This is a genomic window from Kribbella sp. NPDC049227 (genome assembly GCF_043197265.1).
Lineage (GTDB): Bacteria > Actinomycetota > Actinomycetes > Propionibacteriales > Kribbellaceae > Kribbella.
Genome location: NZ_JBICST010000005.1, coordinates 531,991 through 548,100, shown reverse-complemented (window position 1 = coordinate 548,100; position 16,110 = coordinate 531,991). Strand labels below are relative to the sequence as shown.

Below are 16,110 nucleotides of genomic sequence, written 5' to 3'. Positions count from 1 at the left end.
ACTGGTTTGTCGCCGGGTGTGCGGGTAACCGCTCCGCTGTCGGCCCAGGCGTCATGCCCGGGCGTCGTGGGGGATGCCTGCGGCGGCGTAGGCGTCGGCCTCGTCGAGGGTCTCGTGCCGGAGCAGTTGCTCGGCGATGCCCTCGAGCCGATCGCGGTTGTCGCGCAGCAGCCGCCTGGCCTCCTGGTAGCACTCGTCGATCAGGCGTCGGACCTCTTCGTCGACGGTGTTCAGCAGTGACTCGGACGCGACGGCCCGCGGGTCGCCGTCGACCGGGAGCACCGACACCGGTCCGACGGCCGCCGACATACCCCACCGGCCGACCATCGAACGGGCGATCTGGGTGGCGGTCTGCAGATCGCTCTCGGCTCCGGTGGTGACCACGCCGAGGACCTCCTGCTCGGCCGCCATCCCGCCGAGGGCTCCGATGATGCGGCCGCGCAGGTACTCCGCGTCGTAGCCGTACCGATCCATCTCGGGGGTCGACAGCGTGACCCCGAGCGCGCGGCCGCGGGGAATGATCGACACCTTGCGGACCGGGTCCGCGCCGACGTGGATCATGCCGAGGAGCGCGTGCCCACCCTCGTGGTACGCCGTACGGCGTCGCTCCTCCTCGGGCATCACGACGTTGCGGGCGGTACCCAACTGGATCTTCTCCAGCGCGTCGGTCAGGTCGCGGCGGCGAATCTCCGACCGGCCGTCGCGGGCAGCCGCCAGGGCTGCCTCGTTCAACAGGTTGGCCAGGTCGGCCCCGGTCATTCCCGGCGTCGACTTGGACACCGCGGTGAGGTCGACGTCCGCGGCGAGCGGCTTGCCCCGCGCGTGCACCCGAAGAATGGCCTCGCGGCCCTTCTGGTCCGGGGCATGGACGGTGATCGTCCGGTCGAACCGCCCCGGCCGCAGCAGCGCCGCATCCAGTACGTCGGCCCGGTTCGTGGCCGCCAGCACCACCACACCCTCGGTCCCGGAGAAGCCGTCCATCTCGGTGAGGATCTGGTTCAGCGTCTGCTCGCCCTCGTCGTGACCACCGAACGAGCGCGCGCCGCCGCGGGCCCGGCCGATCGTGTCGATCTCGTCGATGAAGATGATCGCCGGCGCGACCTTCCGTGCCTCGCTGAACAACTGGCGGACCCGGCTCGCCCCGACCCCGACGATCGCCTCGATGAACTCCGACGCGGCCGCCGAGAAGAACGGCACCCCGGCCTCGCCCGCGGTGGCCCGTGCGAGCAGTGTCTTCCCCGTCCCCGGTGCGCCCGAGAGCAGCACACCCTTGGGCGCCCGGGCACCGAGCCGGCGGTACTTGTCCGGGTCCTTCAGGTAGTCGACGATCTCGTAGATCTCGTCCTCGACCTCGTCGATGCCGGCGACGTCGGCGAAGGTGGTCCGCACGGTCTGCGGGTCGACCGGCTTCTTCTGCCCACCACCGAGCAGACCGCTCAACCCTCCCCCGGCCGCGCGTTGCTGACGCCGGAACAGCCAGATGTAGAACCCGACCAGCAGCAGGATCGGAGCGAACGAGATCAGCAGATTCCACAGCGCCCCGCGCTGCTGGACCACCGGAGTGGCCTTCACCGTGGTGCCGGCCTTCTGCAAGGCGCCGTACAGATCGTCGTTGGCGAACGTCGGCCGCTCGGTGGTGAACTTCGTGTACTTCGAGTCGCTCTTGCCCGGCACCGGGGCCTCGTTCTTGAGCTGGCCCTGGATGGTGTCACCCCGGGCGAAGATCTCCGAGACGTTGCCCTTCTGCACCTGCGCCGAGAACTCCGTGTAGGAGACCGTCTCCGCGCTGCCCGACATCTGGTCCTGCATCGTGGTCAGCAGGAACAGCACCAGGTAGCCGCCGACGATCCACGCCACCCAGAGCAGCCAGCGCGGCCGCCGCGGCTTGTCCCCTCGCTTGCCCGGCGGGAGCCCCTCGGTCCGCCAGGGCTGGTCCGCGGGTCGCTGCGAACCGTCGGATCGCTCGTCCTGATCCGACGGGGGCTGCTCACGCGGTCGCTTGTCCTGGTCGCTCATGGTCGGCTCCGTTGTCTCGGCTTGCCTCCATCATCGGGCCGGGCGACCGGAATCGCGCTAGTGCTCATCCCCGGTCCTGTCCGGCCGAGAGGCCAGGGACTCTCCCTGGTGCGACCCGGTCGTCCGGCGAGCGAGCGTGGAGGACAGCACCTGTCGAGGGAGGAACCGAACTATGACAACCGAGTACGACGTGATCGTCGTGGGCGGCGGATCACCCGGCGAACATACCGCCGGCGCCCTGGCCGAGGGCGGCCTGCGGGTCGCCGTCGTCGAACGTGAACTGGTCGGCGGTGAGTGCTCCTACTACGCCTGCATCCCGTCCAAGTCGCTGCTCCGTCCGGGCGAGGCCGTCCAGGGCGCGCGGGACGCCGGCGCCACCGCGGAGGTGGATGTCGAGGCGGTGTTCGCCTGGCGCGACTTCATGGTGTCGGACTACTCCGACGCCGGTCAGGAGCAGTGGCTGGCCAAGAGCGGTATCGACCTGCTCCGCGGCTCCGGCCGCCTTGCGGGACCGGGTGTCGTCGAGGTTGACGGCGTACGCCACACGGCCGACAACGTCGTACTCGCCAACGGTGCGGACGCCGTGATCCCACCGATCCCAGGTCTGCGTGAACTCGAGGGTGTCTGGACGAGCCGTGAGGCGACCAACATGAAGGCGGTTCCCCGTCACCTGCTCATCATCGGTGGCGGCCCGGTCGGCACCGAGCTGGGTCAGGTCGTACGACGCCTCGGCGGTGAGGTGACGCTGGTCGACCAGAGCCGGCACCTGCTGTACCGCGAGCCGCCGGCGCTGGGCGAAGCGCTCGGCGAGTCCCTCCGCCGGGAGGGGATCGACCTCGCCCTCGGGATCGAGATCACCGGTGCCCGGCGCGATGGCCACGACTACGTGCTGAGCCTCAGTGACGGCCGCGAGTTGCGCGGCGACAAGCTCCTCGTCGCCACGGGCCGTCGCCCGCGCGTGGAAGGGATCGGGCTGGAGTCCTTCGGCATCACACCCGACCGTCGCGGTGTTCCCGTCGATTCCCGGCTTCGCGCCGGTGAGCGGCTGTGGGCTGTCGGCGACATCACCGGCCTGTGGCCGCTGACCCACGTCGGCAAGTACCAGGGCGAGGTCGTTGCCACCAACATCCTCGGCGAGCCACGTGAGGCGAACTACGACGCGGTTCCCCGGGTCGTCTACACCGACCCACAGGCCGCATCGGTCGGAGCGATCGAAGCGCCGTACAGCGCGACGGCCGCGCTCTCCGGCGTCGCCAAGACCGCCACCTACACCCACGCGTACGCCGATTCCAACGGCTTCCTCACCTTGCTCAGCGATGGGGAGAAGCTGACCGGCGCGTACGCCCTCGGACCTGACGCCGGCGAATGGCTGCAGCAGGCTGCTCTCGCGATCCGGGCCGCCGTACCCCTCGACGTACTGCGCGACGTGATCCAGCCCTTCCCGACCTTCTCCGAGATCTACGTCGAGGCCCTCAAGGCCTTGCGCGTCTAGCTCACCGTTGGTTTGACTGCGCCTACCGTCGCCTCGGTGGTGACGGCGAGGGCGCAGCCCTGGTGCGGGGCCGGCGGAGCGAGGCGGGGAGCCGTGGCCCGTTCGTTCGACACGAAGACGGCGACCAGTACGGCGGCGAGCGCGCAGACTCCGGCGAGGACGAGCATCGCCGGGCGGTAGCCATCGGCGAGCGAGTCGGCGAGGCTGCTGCCCGCGGTCGCACCGATCAGCAGTGGCACGAGGGCGATCATGGCCAGTGCGCCGACCCGGGCGGCCGCGTCGTTGATCGCGGAGGCTTCGCCGAGATCGGCATCGCTGACGGCCGCGAGAACCGCCGCCGTCAAGGGCGCGACCATCACGCCCTGGCCGACGCCCAGCACCAGCGCAGCAGGCAGGATCGTGCCGACATAGCTGGAACCGGGAGCCGCTTGGGCCAGCCAGACGTTCGCGCCCGCGATGATGAGGATCCCCGCGAACATCAGCCACCGCGGCCCGAGACGAGACACGAGCGCACCGCTGAACGGCGACAGCAGCAGGAACACGATCGACGCCGGGATCAGCGCCGCCCCCGCCTGCGCGGCGGTGTATCCGAGGCTGAGTTGGCAGTTCACCACGAACAGGTAGCCGCCCGCGGCCAGAGCGCCGTACACGAGGACGGTGACGACGTTGATCGCGTCGAACTGACGCGACTCGAACAGCGAGAGCCGCAGCAGCGGCGCGCGCCGGCGGTTCTCGACCGGCAGCAACGCGATCAGCGCCAGGGCACCGATCACACCCGGGACCAGCACGCGCGCACTCGACCAACCCGCACTGGCCCCCTCCGTCAACGCGTAGATCAGGCCGCCCAGCCCGACGACTCCGAGCACCGCACCGAACACATCGACCGACAACGCCGGCCGCTCACGGGTCGTCTCGGGCACATGCCGCAGTACGGCGAACACGGCCACGAACAACGGCAGTGGGAGCAGGAACACCCAGCGCCATGAGGCGTTGTCGATCAGCCAACCACCGCCGTACGGACCGATGGTGCTCAGAGCTGTGGACAGACCCGCCCAGATCCCGATGCCCTTCGCACGATCGGCGACGCGCAGCGTGCCGTTCAGCAAGGCCAGGCTGATCGGTACGACGAGCGCGGCGCCGATGCCCTGGACAGCCCGGGCGCCGATCAGCCACCCGATCGATTGAGCGGCGGCGCAGAGGAACGACGCCCCGAGCATGACGAGCAGGCCGACCACGAGCACGCGCCGCCGGCCGAACCGATCGGCCAGTGCACCGGCGAGGAGCAGCAGCGACGCGACAGCCAGGAGATAGGCCGTCAGTGTCCACTGCACCGACGCGACGCCGGCGCCGAAGTGCTTGCCGATCGCCGGCACCGCGACGTTCACGACATACGCGTCGTACCACGCGATCCCCGACGCGAGGACGGTCGCCGCGACGATCGCGACCCCGGCCCGGCTGCGAAGGGGGACGAGGAGATCGGATGTGGGCATGGTCGGCTCCCGGGGGTGGCGGCGATGTTCACGTCCGACCTTCCTCCACGCCGCACGTAGGTCGCACCAGTGAGTCACCCTGGTGCGACGGGATCGTCGCGGCGCGAGGATCGTCTGTACACAGACACCCATCCAGGAGGCACAGATGAGCACCACCCAGGACTCGACCGGAGTTGCGAGCGCCGACGGGCGCACCGGGAAGGTTCCTTTCAAGTTCGAGGCCACCGTCATCCCGGTGACCGACGTCGACGCCGCGAAGGCGTTCTATGCGAACCTCGGCTGGCGCGAAGACGCGGACTTCGCGTTCGACAACGGCTTCCGGGTCGTCCAGTTCACCCCGCCGGGGTCGCCGGCCTCGGTCCAGTTCGGCGCCGGCATCACCTCGGCCACGCCGGGCTCGGCCCAGGGCCTGTATCTGATCGTGCCCGACATCCAGGCGGCTCGTGACGAGCTCGCCGGCCACGGTGTCGAGGTCAGCGAGGTGTTCCATCCCGGTGCACCGGGCGCCCAGTTCCACACCGACGGCAGCGATCGCGTCGGCGGGCGGGCGGAGGAGGGGGCCAGCTACAGCTCGTTCGCGACGTTCAGCGACCCGGACGGCAACGGCTGGCTGCTGCAGGAGGTCACCAGCCGGCTCCCCGGCCGGATCGAGTCCGACGAGACGTCGTTCGCGTCCGTCGACGACCTGCGCGAGGCGCTGGTCCGGGCGGCGACGGCGCACGGCGAACACGAGAAGCGCAACGGCGGCGAGTTCGACGTGAACTGGCCGGCCTGGTACGCCGAGTACATGGTCGCCGAACAGTCCGGCGCCAAGCTCCCGGAATGAAGCACAGGGGACGACAGAGCACGCTCTGTCGTCTCCTGTCTGTTCGCCCCGCGGTTATGCTCCCGGCATGACTGGCGAGGTCCAGCAGTTGTGCGCGGTGCTCGACGGGTTGCGGGCCGGCGTGCTGAAGAAGCTGGCTGGGCTCAGTGAGGCGGATGCGCGGCGCAGTACGGTCGATTCCGGTACCAACATCGCCGGCCTGATCCAGCACCTGACCTTCGTCGAGTCGCTGTGGTTCGAGGAGGTCGTGGCCGGGCGAAAGGCGACCCGGGGGAAGCGGTCGATGCAGGTCGACCCCACGGTCTCGCTGAAGGACCTTCGCGCCGACTATCGCGCTGCCTGCGCGACCAGCAACGAGATCGTCGCCGCGATCGGCGACGCGGACGCACCGGTGACCCGCAACGGCAAGACCCACGACCTGCGCTGGGCGATCCTGGCCGTCATCGGCGAGACCTCCCGGCACGCGGGCCACGCCGACATCATCCGCGAGCAGATCGACGGCACCACCGGCCGCTGACTTCCGGTCCCTGGTCTGAATCCGAGGCCGGGCGTTCGGTAATCGGGGTGCCGTTGCTTTCGGTGGCCGGCGACGACACAGTTGAAAGATGGACAGGTCCGAAGAGGATCGCGCGATCGCCGAGGCGGTCGTGCGCCTGCGCAAGCAGTTCCCTGATGTCCCGGCGGACGATGTCGCGGCCGCGGTCGAGGCCAGCCGGCCCGAGTTCGAACCCAACCCGATCCGGGATTTCGTGCCGCTGTTCGTGGAGCGTGGCGCGAAGGACAGACTCCGGGGCCGGGTGCCCAGCTGACGCCGTCCACTCCATCACGATTCAGCCCGACCGCTTGCACGGCCGGGCCACCTCTGGTGCCCTGATCACTCGACCACTCCGCCGATGAGGAGGCAGCGGTGAGTGACGACAGGCCAGACGGAGTGATCGTGGCTCTGGACCAGGCGAACACGGCCTTGCGGCACGCCGTGGACGCGGGACGCACCCGCGGTGCCGACCGGCGATCACCACAGGTGTGGAACGACGAACTCCACGAACTCCGGACGCTTCTGGCCACGGCGGCGCTGATGATCCGCGGCGTCGACCTGACCGAACTGATCGGCCACGTGACGTCGACGGACGACGAGCTGAAGCCCGGCCAGGTCCTGCTCGAGGCGGACTCGCAACTCCAGGCAGCGCAGGACGACCTGAACCGTGCCGCCACTGCCCTGACCACGGCTCGCCAGAAGATCGCCGTCCTCCGCTGACATCCGTCGATGGTTGACTGTGGCGATGGATGACGCTCAGTACGGCCCGCATCGGTTCTCGGGTGGTGGCGAGGAGACGGATGCCTTCCGCGGTGCGACGTTCCGGGTCGCGGATCTTCGCGGGGCCCGCTTCACCGACTGCGATCTGTCCGGGGTGAAGATCGTCGACGGCTGTCTGGTCGACGTCGACATCTCCGGGTACGTCGAGCGGCTGCTCGTCAACGGAGTCGACGTGACCAAGTACGTCGACGCCGAGCTCGACCGCCGGCATCCCGAACGCGTCCAGCTCCGCGAGATCCAGGACGCCGACGGCTTCCGCGCGATGTGGGACACGATCGAGAAGCTCTGGTCCGACGCCATCGCGCGCGCCGGACGCCTGCCCGAAGCCGCCCGGAACGAACGCGTCGACGGCGAATGGTCCTTCGCCGAGACCCTGCGCCACCTCGTCTTCATCGTCGACGCCTGGCTGAGCCGCCCGGTCCTCGACCAGGAACGCCCGTACCACCCGCTCGGCGTCACCCAGTCCTGGTACGCCGACCAGGATGCGGTTGCCCTAGGCATCGACCTCGAGGCGGCTCCGGCGTACGACGAGGTGCTCCGGATCCTCGCCGACCGGATGGCCCTGGTACGCCGTACCGTCGACGACCTCACCAACGCCGACCTCGGCCGGACCTCCAATCGCAACCCGGCCCCCGGCTACCCCGACGAACCCCTCGCGGTCGCCGAATGCCTCGCCGTCGTGATGGAAGAAGCCTGCGAACACCACCGCTTCGCAACCCGCGACCTTACGACACTCGAAGCCCGGTCGAGTCGTAGCGGTGGCGGAGGGTGAAGGCTTTGGGGCACGGGCCCCAGCGGCGCAGGTAGTCGAGGCGGGCCAGGGCGGCCTCGACGGTCGGGTGCTCGCCGGCCGGTAGCCACCCAACCGGTTGACCGGATCCAGCGCTGCGATGAACTCACCGACGACAGGCGAGCCGGCCTCCGCGCGCATTCTCGCGACATTGACCTGAGCAAGGTTGAACTCCACCGAATCCCTTCCGCCGACCGGTTCACCGATCATGCCAGCGGAAGTCGCAGATCACTGCCCTGTGGTCGGACGGGAAGACGCCGTCCACAGCCTCCCCGGCGATGACGGCCGACTCGACGTTGACGAGCTGGTCCTCGTGCCCGGGCCGGTAGAAGATGTGGTCGATCCGCTGGTCGACCAACTCGGGGCCGGCTTCGAGCGGAGCAGAAGGATGCGTCGAGGGCAGCGTGATCGCATCGGGCGCGCCGTTTCCATCCGCCCAGGCGTCGATCAGTACGTCGCGCAGCGGCCGGAGTACGGCGCTGCCGGGCGCGGCGTTCAGATCTCCCATCACCAAGGACGGACACGGTCCGTCGGTGGCGGGATCGGTGGCGAGGTCGGCCAGCAAGGCCGCTTGAGCCAGCCGGTCATCGCTGTACGTCGTCGCGTGCTCGAGGCAGGCCACGAGGATCGGGAGTCGACCGGCGGGATGAGCGACCGAGGCTCTCAGGATGACCGGATCCCACGCGCGATGGCGCGACGGCATCGCGATCACGTCCTGGTTCAGGATCGGCCATCGGCTGAGCAGTCCCACCCCGAGCTCGACACCCTCGTGGTCGGGGAGCGCCGGCGGATCCGGCGCCGCCGGATACGAGGGAGCCGCGAAGGTCGAATGGAAGCCGAGCCGCTGCGCGAGCTGCTCGGCCTGCGTCGTACCGTCCGCGCTCCAGACCTCCTGCAGGGCCACGACATCGGGCGTGTACCGCTCGATCGTGGCGAGGATCCCGGGCTGCCGCTCACGCCACCGGGGCCCGAACCGCCACCAGATGTTCCAGGTCATCGCCCGGACCTGATGATCAACCACCAAGGACCGCTGACTTGTGTGGCCGGTTGCGGGCCTCGAGCGGCTTCTGGCCGCCGCTCGGCTCGTGGTGTTCCGGAGCCTTCGGGGCCGGGCACACCGGTCCGCGACGAATCGGTCCCCCGCCGAGTCTCCGGCTCTTCCACTGCTTCTCGTCGTAGTCGTAGTACGTGTCGACGCCACCGACAGTCATCGTTCCTCCAGCCACAACCCGAATCCCACAACCGGATTACGGACTCCGCTCGGTCTCGGAGTCTTACTTCGGCAACGTGCGGGTGTCGATCAGGCGCTGGGCCACGTCCCGGAGCTTGGTGTTGGTGTCCTGGGAGTAGCGCTTGAGGATCGCGAACGCGCGATCACCGTCCACGCCGTACCGCTCCATCAGGATGCCCATCGCCTGCCCGACCAGCTTGCGCGCGTCGACCGCCTGAGCCAGGCTCGCCTCCTTGCGCGCGGTCGCCACCGCCACCGACGCGTGCCGGGCCAGGATGTGCGCGACCGCCTCGTCGTCAGCGTCGAACGCATCCGGGGTCGCGCTGTACAACCCCAGTACGCCGACTGTGCCGGCCGCTGTGGTCAGGGGAACGTCCAGAACGCTCCGGACACCCAGCGACAACACCTTCGCCGCCCAGTCCGGCCACCGCCCGTCCGTCGCGGTGTCTCGCACCAGCAGCGTGCTGTGCTCACGCATCGACACCACCAGCGGACCTTCGCGACTCGCCATCTGCCACTGGTAGATCTCCCCGACCACCGGGTCGGTCACCGCAGGAACCTCAGGCTGACCGCGGGCCGCCAGCGCAACGCCGGCGTGCGAACAGCCCAGCGCCTGCAGCGCAAACTCCACGACGGCCTGCACCGTCTCCTCGACTCCCGCCGAGTCATGCAGTTCCAGCGCCAGGCGGGCGAACACATCAGCCACCGCGTCCGTGTCCGGAGCGAGCCCCGATCGGGCAGGTCCCCGGTCGAGGACGCCGGCCTCCGCCGCGTCTTCCGACTCACCGCGTTCCATGGCCCCATTTTGCCTCGCAGTCGCCCACTCAGGCCACGACCACAACACGCGAACGCCGTTCGATTGCGCCCACCAAGGGACTCCCACCGGGGCCGGGTGGGAATCCTTGGCGTGGCCGTCAGGCCGACGTTCTATCACGCGCTGTCAGTCCTTGAACGCGTCCTTCACCTTCTCGCCGGCCTGCTTCAGGTCGGCCTTCGACTTCTCCGCCTGTCCCTCGGCCTGCAGGTCGCGATTGTCGGTCGCGTCGCCGGTCTTCTCCTTCATCTTGCCCTTGGCCGCCTCGGCGGCGTTCTTCATCTTGTCGCCAGTACCCATCGAACTCTCCTTCTGCAGGCTCCGGACTTTGTCGCGCTCCGGGTGCCCTGGATCCGGCGATCCATGCGCATCGGGCGGGGGATCACAGGATGTAGCGGTCACCCGGCCGGATGATGCGCAGCCAGCGGGAGCCGTGCGGATCCACGTCGAGGCAGATGACACCGTCTTCCTGGACGTCCGTGGTGCCGTCGCGCAGGAGATCGACCGCTCGGACGCCGACCCCCGCGCCGTCCACTGCCAACGTCACCCGAGCCGGTTCCGCCCCGAAGTTGTGGAGGGCAACGATCGTCCCGCCCTCATGGTCGGACCGATGCGCGAAGACCGACGGCGACTCGTGCTCGAGGACGGTGCACCGGCCCCACGACAGCTCAGGACACTCCCGATACCGCCGGATCAGAAGCCGGATCCAGTTCAGCAACGAGTCCGGATCACGCCGCTGCGCCGCCACGTTGACGTGCTCAGGACCGAACTCCCCCTCAGTCACCGGAGCGGCCAGCGCGGACGGGTCGGCGATCGAGAAGCCGCCGTTCACGCCGGCCGTCCACTGCATCGGTGTGCGTACGGCGTTGCGCCCTTCCGCAGCGAGGTTCTCCCCCATCCCGATCTCCTCGCCGTAGAACAACACCGGCGTACCGGGCAAGGAGAACAGCAAGCTGTACACCATCTTCAGCCGAGCAAGGTCGTTGCCCAGCATCGGCGGCAGTCGCCGGCGCAGACCGCGGCCGTACAACTGCATGTCCTCGGCCGGGCCGAAGGCGTCGAAGACCTCCTGGCGTTCCTCGTCGGACAGCTTGTCCAGCGTGAGTTCGTCGTGGTTGCGGACGAACGTGCCCCACTGGGCCTCCTCCGGCGGATCCGGTCGCGATCGCAACGCCTGCACCAGCTCGGCCGGATCGTTGCGCGCCAGGGACAGGTAAAGCCGCTGCATCCCGATGAAGTCGAAACACATCGTCAACTCGTCGCCGTCCTCGTCGCCGAAGAAGCGCCGTACGTCGTCATAGGGCAGGTTGACCTCGCCGAGCAGCATCGACTGACCGCGCCGCCGATCCAGGAACGCCCGCAGATCTCGCAGATAGTCGTGCGGATCCGGCAGACCGGACGCATCGAGCGCGCCGGCGGTGTCGAGCAGGAACGGCACGGCGTCGACCCGGAACCCGGACATCCCCAGCTGCGACCAGAACCCGATCACCCGCTCGATCTCCTCGCGCACCTCCGCGTTGGCGATGTCGAGGTCCGGCTGGTGCTTGTAGAACCTGTGCAGGTAGTACTGACCGGCCTGTTCGTCGTACTGCCAGAGGCTGTCCTCCTGGTCCGGGAAGACGATGCCCTGGTCCGCATCCGGCGGCGGTTCGTCCCGCCAGACGTACCAGCCCCGGTACGGCGACTGCCGCGAAGCTCGCGCGCTCTGGAACCACGGATGCTGGTCGGAGGTGTGGTTGACGACCAGATCGGCGATCACCCGGATCCCGCGGTCCTGCGCGAGCGTGATCAGCTCGACCAGATCGCCGTGCGACCCCAGCCGGGAATCGACCCCGTAGAAGTCGGTGATGTCGTACCCGTCGTCGCGGTCCGGCGTCGGATAGAACGGCATCAGCCACAGGCAGGTGACGCCGAGCTCGGCCAGATGATCGATCCGCTGACTCACGCCCTGCAGATCACCGCGCCCGTCGCCGTCGGTGTCGAAGAACGTCTCGACATCGAGGCAGTACACCACCGCGTTCTTCCACCAGACGTCAGCAGTCTCGGTCAGCCGCATGCCTTCCCGTGCCCCGGCCCAAACCTGTGCATCCGCTCCGGCGATCGGGGTACCGGTCGGGCCGAGTCCGGATCGAGTCGAGGAGGCGGAGGGTGTGACCGAGCAGGTCGTGGTGGTGACGGGCGCGAGTGGTGGAATCGGTCGCGCGAGTGCGATCGCGTTCGCCCGGCGGGGCGCCAAGGTCGCGTTGCTGGCCCGGGGCGAGGAAGGTCTCGACGGCGCGGCTCGCGAGGTGGAGGCGGCCGGCGGGACGGCGCTCGCCATCCCGGTCGACGTCGCGGAGTACGAGCAGGTCGAGGCGGCCGCCCAGCGCGTCGAGGACGAACTCGGGCCGATCGATGTCTGGGCCAACGTCGCGTTCACCTCGGTGTTCGCGCCGTTCACGCAGATCGACCCGAAGGAGTTCAAGCGGGCGACCGAGGTGACGTACCTCGGCTATGTCTACGGCACCCGCGCCGCACTGGACCGGATGAAGCCGCGTGACCGTGGGGCGATCGTGCAGGTCGGGTCCGCGTTGGCGTACCGCGGGATCCCACTGCAGTCGGCGTACTGCGGCGCGAAGCACGCGATCCAGGGCTTCCACGACTCGTTGCGGTGCGAACTGCTGCACGACAAGTCCAACGTGCACGCCACGATGGTGCAGATGCCCGCGGTGAACACCCCGCAGTTCTCCTGGGTCCTGTCGAAGCTGCCCAAACATCCGCAGCCGGTGCCGCCGATCTTCCAGCCCGAGGTCGCCGCCGACGCGGTGGTGTTCGCCGCGGACCACCCGCAGCGCCGCGAGTACTGGGTCGGTACGCCGACCGTCGCCACGCTGATCGCGAACAAGTTCGCCGCCGGCCTGCTGGACCGCTACCTGGCCCGCACCGGCTACCAGTCCCAGCAGACCGACTCGGTCTCCGACCCTGATCAGTCCGCGAACCTCTGGCACCCGGCCGACCAGGAGGAAGGCCACGACTACGGCACGCACGGCGTCTTCGACGACCGCTCGACGTCACACAGCTATCAACTCTGGGCGTCCCAGCACCGCGGTCTGGTCACGACCGCGCTCGCCACCTGCACAGCAGCCGCGACCGCTGTCCTCACCGCTCGCCACTTCCGGAACGGCTGACGAGCTCACTCGGTACCGTCGAGGTCGATCGCGTTGCCGGTCACCGTGATCTCACGCGTGATGTTGCCCGGCTGCACGTACAGCATCAGACTGGCTTCGCGAAGGCCACCGCCGGACGGCCGGAACTCCACCCGCACCGAGCACCCGGTCCCCGGCTTCAACCTGCCGTCGCACCGATGGGTGATCACGAAGTCGTCAGCGTGAGCACCGCTCATCTCCCCAGTGGCGATCTCGACCGTCTTGGTCCCGGCGTTCCCGACGCCGATCTGCTTGCAGACCTTCACCTCGCCCACCGCGATCTCCGGGCACTCGCGCCGGTCCGGCATCTCGATCTCGCCGCCGGCCTGCGAAGGCTCCGGCGGCTCAGGTGAGGAGGGCGGCTCCGACGGTTCAGGCACGGGCGTGGGTCTCGTCGCCGGGCCGGCTTGCGGAGGCGTCGGCGTCGGACCCCGTTTGGTGTAGACGAAGGTGCCGGCGCGGTCCGAGGTCAGTGATCCGTCGCCCGCGATCGCCTCGGGCAGAGTGAACCCACCGAGGCTGATCACGAAGGCGATGGCGGTCACTGACGCGATGCCGACGGTACGGATCAACCCTGGTCCTCGCGTGGTGAACATCGCCACCAGCAACGGGCTCAGCGCGGCACCGATCACGGTCGCGATCCGTCCCGCGCCCAGCGCCGGAATGATCGCCGAGCACACGACGGACGCCAGCACGCCGAAGAAGAGCGACGTACCGCTGAACGCGTTCGTCTCTCTGAGCTGCCGTCTGATGCGATGGTTCTGCTGCGTTCCCATGTCCGTCTCCCCTCGGACGTGGCCATGCCAACCGGAGGCAGAACCGCCGGATCTGATACCACCGCCCGCCCAGGAATTCGCATGTATCCGGGCGCGACCTCGCGACTCTGGTTCGGGAGGGGAAGAGAACGAACCGGAGGGATCAAGTGACCACCACAGCACGTCCTGGCGTTGCGCGGCCGCGGAACAAGGCCGCGATGAAGCCGATGACCCGGCGGATGATCGGCGCGATCAACTTCGCCGAGGCGATCATCACGCTGATCGGTCTGATCGCGGCGTACGGCATCGCCGAGCGGCTCGTGTCCGACCAGGAGATCACGGGGCCGGCCGGCATCGCGACCCGGACCGTGCACTGGTGGGGCCCGGACTTCACGACCACGTTGAACATGTCGCTGCTGATCGTCGGCGCGGCGGCGGGCGCCGTCGGCAGCGTCATCCATCAGAGCATGGTCTTCGCCCAGCGTGCCGGTCTGGAGACGCTGGAGCGAGGATTCGTCTGGTGGTACCTGCTGCGTCCGGTCTGGTCCGCTCTGCTGGGCTCGGTGGTCGTCGTCGCCGTCAACACCGGCCTGATCAGCATCGGCGACGACACGACCTCATCAGCCGGCGTGACCGTGCTGATGATGACGGGCTGCCTGGCCGGTCTGTTCACCGATCAGGCGATGGTACGGCTGCGTCCGCTGCTGGGCGTCACTCCGCCCGAGGACTCCCAGGTCCCGGACGAAGAGACGACCCCGAACGACGACCAGCGCTGACCAGGCAACCGACGACCCCGGGGCCAACCGGCTACTCCGGCAGCAGCACCGCTCCGACACCGGGTTGTGCTGCCTGCCGGGCCTCGGCGATGAGTGCGGCCGCCGCGTCCCGGCCGTTCTCGCCGGTTCGCGACATCCGTGCCGCGATCAGCCCGGCGACGAGCGGCGTACTGAACGACGTACCGCTCCACCTCGCCATGCCGTGGAAGACTTCCTGCCGCGGCGGGCGTCCGGGACCCACGTGCGGCGGCTCGCGATACGTGTAGTTGCCGACCGGGAACGCGTTGACGAGGTCCTGCCCGGGCGCATAGACGTCGACCCAGCCGCCGAAGTCGCTGAAGCCGGCCCGTCCGTGCCAGTACGTGTTCAGCGCTCCGACGGACACGGTGTACGGCGCCGCGGCCGGCCAGAACGCCTTCCGGTCGGCATAGTTGCCCGCAGCAACCACAAAGGCGACCCCCTTGTGATGGCTGAGTCGTCGTTCGTTGAAGACCCCGAAGGTGGGCAGGCCGGTCGCGTCGTGGCAGTACGTGCCCGCCGACATGCTGATGATGTCGGGGTCGTCCTTCTCGATGATCTCGTCCAGCTTCGCGACCAGGTCGGACTCCACCACCGTGCCCTCGGGGCCGAATCCCTTCCGGACGCAGACCTCCGCGAGCGGGGCCACGGACCTGATGACTCCCGCGATGAACGTGCCGTGGCCGGCGTAGAACTCCAGGGTCGTACCAACGATCCCGTCGTCGCTGTCCCCCGTCACCCCTGTCAGCCAGTCGCTGCGGTCCGGCGCCGTGGCGTCGAAGCCCGTGTCGACGACGACGATCTTCACGCCCTCGCCGGCGGACCGATCCGCTGTGTACCCGGGATAGGGAGCACTTCCGCCCGGCATGGGCTCGGGCTCGGTCGCCGGACAACCGGCGCCGTTGCCCCGGCCACCGGTGATGGACACGAGATGATTCGGTGTCCCCACCCCCGGACCGAGCCCGGTGACGAGCACCGTCTGCGGCACCGTGCCCGGCGGCCGCTCACCTTCCTCTGATCCTGCGCTCTCGGCCGGCGTGTCCGCGTCGCCGGTCTGGTCCGCCGGGCGGTTGATGGTGACTTCGCCGCCTTCCCGGAGCAACTTCAGCGTCTCGAGCGTGCCGAGCTGCGGGTTGAGCTCCGGGTTCAGGCGAATCAGCCGGATGCCCGCGATCACCGGCTGCGACACGGGTTCCCGGTCACCACTGGGCAGCAGGTGCAACTGCTCCAGAATCCTGCGCACATGCTCGAAATGCTCTTCCCGCACCAGAATCGTGCCGGCCTCGTAGAAGAAGTCGATGCCGGATTCCGTGCCGGCGCCCCGCCCCGGCTCCAATTTCCGTGGATGCTCGGATTCGCGGTCGAAACGGCTGAGAATCACGGCACGCTGGGCATCCTGCGG

The 16,110-nt window shown here is 69.0% G+C and carries 17 protein-coding genes; 8 read left to right on the top strand and 9 right to left on the bottom strand.

All coding sequences use genetic code 11. The features are described 5' to 3' along the window. Nucleotides 1-51: 51 nt before the first annotated feature. The gene (ftsH, locus tag ACGFH6_RS24900) at nt 52-2,016 is read right to left on the bottom strand and encodes an ATP-dependent zinc metalloprotease FtsH (RefSeq protein ID WP_393388128.1); all 1,965 of its coding nucleotides are present in this window, start codon (nt 2,014-2,016) and stop codon (nt 52-54) included. 172 nt (nt 2,017-2,188) lie between these two features. Here ftsH and ACGFH6_RS24895 point away from each other — a divergent pair, with 172 nt between their 5' ends. After that, nucleotides 2,189-3,508 carry a dihydrolipoyl dehydrogenase family protein gene (locus ACGFH6_RS24895; protein ID WP_393388125.1) on the top strand — a complete coding sequence of 440 codons (1,320 nt, stop codon included), beginning with the start codon at nt 2,189-2,191 and terminating at the stop codon, nt 3,506-3,508. Here the strand turns inward: ACGFH6_RS24895 and ACGFH6_RS24890 are convergent. Beyond that, the gene (locus tag ACGFH6_RS24890) at nt 3,505-4,998 is read right to left on the bottom strand and encodes a DHA2 family efflux MFS transporter permease subunit (protein ID WP_393388122.1); all 1,494 of its coding nucleotides are present in this window, start codon (nt 4,996-4,998) and stop codon (nt 3,505-3,507) included. The two genes, ACGFH6_RS24895 and ACGFH6_RS24890, sit on opposite strands and share 4 nt — an antisense overlap. Before the next feature lie 145 nt (nt 4,999-5,143). Here ACGFH6_RS24890 and ACGFH6_RS24885 point away from each other — a divergent pair, with 145 nt between their 5' ends. The 5 genes from ACGFH6_RS24885 (at nt 5,144) to ACGFH6_RS24865 (ending at nt 7,911) form a co-directional block, all read left to right on the top strand. After that, on the top strand, nt 5,144-5,824 hold the full coding sequence (locus ACGFH6_RS24885; protein WP_393388119.1) for a VOC family protein: 681 nt from the start codon (nt 5,144-5,146) through the stop codon (nt 5,822-5,824). Nucleotides 5,825-5,891: 67 nt separating this feature from the next. Then, nucleotides 5,892-6,341, top strand: a complete 450-nt coding sequence (locus ACGFH6_RS24880) for a DinB family protein (protein WP_393388116.1) — start codon at nt 5,892-5,894, stop codon at nt 6,339-6,341. Between the two features lie 88 nt (nt 6,342-6,429). After that, nucleotides 6,430-6,633, top strand: a complete 204-nt coding sequence (locus ACGFH6_RS24875) for a three-helix bundle dimerization domain-containing protein (protein WP_393388113.1) — start codon at nt 6,430-6,432, stop codon at nt 6,631-6,633. A 98-nt stretch (nt 6,634-6,731) separates the two neighbouring features. Further along, nucleotides 6,732-7,079: a hypothetical protein gene (locus tag ACGFH6_RS24870; RefSeq protein WP_393388110.1), complete on the top strand. Its 348-nt coding sequence runs from the start codon at nt 6,732-6,734 to the stop codon at nt 7,077-7,079. Between the two features lie 25 nt (nt 7,080-7,104). Beyond that, the gene (locus ACGFH6_RS24865; protein ID WP_393388107.1) at nt 7,105-7,911 is read left to right on the top strand and encodes a DinB family protein; all 807 of its coding nucleotides are present in this window, start codon (nt 7,105-7,107) and stop codon (nt 7,909-7,911) included. Between the two features lie 217 nt (nt 7,912-8,128). Here ACGFH6_RS24865 and ACGFH6_RS24860 read toward each other — a convergent pair whose 3' ends face one another. From ACGFH6_RS24860 to ACGFH6_RS24840, 5 genes are all read right to left on the bottom strand, one after another. Beyond that, entirely contained in the window at nt 8,129-8,926 is a 798-nt protein-coding gene (locus ACGFH6_RS24860; protein ID WP_393388104.1) for an endonuclease/exonuclease/phosphatase family protein, read from the bottom strand. Nucleotides 8,927-8,942: 16 nt separating this feature from the next. Continuing rightward, nucleotides 8,943-9,140, bottom strand: coding sequence for a hypothetical protein (locus ACGFH6_RS24855; protein WP_393388101.1), 198 nt, complete (start codon nt 9,138-9,140; stop codon nt 8,943-8,945). Between the two features lie 63 nt (nt 9,141-9,203). Beyond that, nucleotides 9,204-9,956 (bottom strand): GAF and ANTAR domain-containing protein, encoded by a 753-nt coding sequence (locus tag ACGFH6_RS24850; RefSeq protein WP_393388098.1) that lies wholly within the window; start codon nt 9,954-9,956, stop codon nt 9,204-9,206. A gap of 144 nt (nt 9,957-10,100) precedes the next feature. Next, nucleotides 10,101-10,274, bottom strand: coding sequence for a CsbD family protein (locus ACGFH6_RS24845; protein ID WP_393388096.1), 174 nt, complete (start codon nt 10,272-10,274; stop codon nt 10,101-10,103). A gap of 82 nt (nt 10,275-10,356) precedes the next feature. Next, a complete protein-coding gene (locus tag ACGFH6_RS24840) occupies nt 10,357-12,030 on the bottom strand; it encodes an alpha-amylase family protein (RefSeq protein ID WP_393388094.1) in 1,674 nt (557 codons plus the stop codon). A gap of 94 nt (nt 12,031-12,124) precedes the next feature. Here ACGFH6_RS24840 and ACGFH6_RS24835 point away from each other — a divergent pair, with 94 nt between their 5' ends. Then, nucleotides 12,125-13,141 (top strand): SDR family oxidoreductase, encoded by a 1,017-nt coding sequence (locus ACGFH6_RS24835; protein ID WP_393388091.1) that lies wholly within the window; start codon nt 12,125-12,127, stop codon nt 13,139-13,141. A gap of 5 nt (nt 13,142-13,146) precedes the next feature. On the opposite strand, the gene ACGFH6_RS24830 is transcribed toward ACGFH6_RS24835, so the two are convergent. Further along, a complete protein-coding gene (locus ACGFH6_RS24830) occupies nt 13,147-13,935 on the bottom strand; it encodes a hypothetical protein (protein WP_393388088.1) in 789 nt (262 codons plus the stop codon). Between the two features lie 146 nt (nt 13,936-14,081). On the opposite strand from ACGFH6_RS24830, the gene ACGFH6_RS24825 reads away from it, so the two are divergent. Beyond that, nucleotides 14,082-14,690, top strand: a complete 609-nt coding sequence (locus tag ACGFH6_RS24825; RefSeq protein WP_393388085.1) for a hypothetical protein — start codon at nt 14,082-14,084, stop codon at nt 14,688-14,690. 31 nt (nt 14,691-14,721) lie between these two features. Here the strand turns inward: ACGFH6_RS24825 and ACGFH6_RS24820 are convergent, their stop codons facing one another. Then, a complete protein-coding gene (locus ACGFH6_RS24820; RefSeq protein WP_393388082.1) occupies nt 14,722-16,089 on the bottom strand; it encodes a S8/S53 family peptidase in 1,368 nt (455 codons plus the stop codon). Nucleotides 16,090-16,110 lie beyond the last annotated feature (21 nt).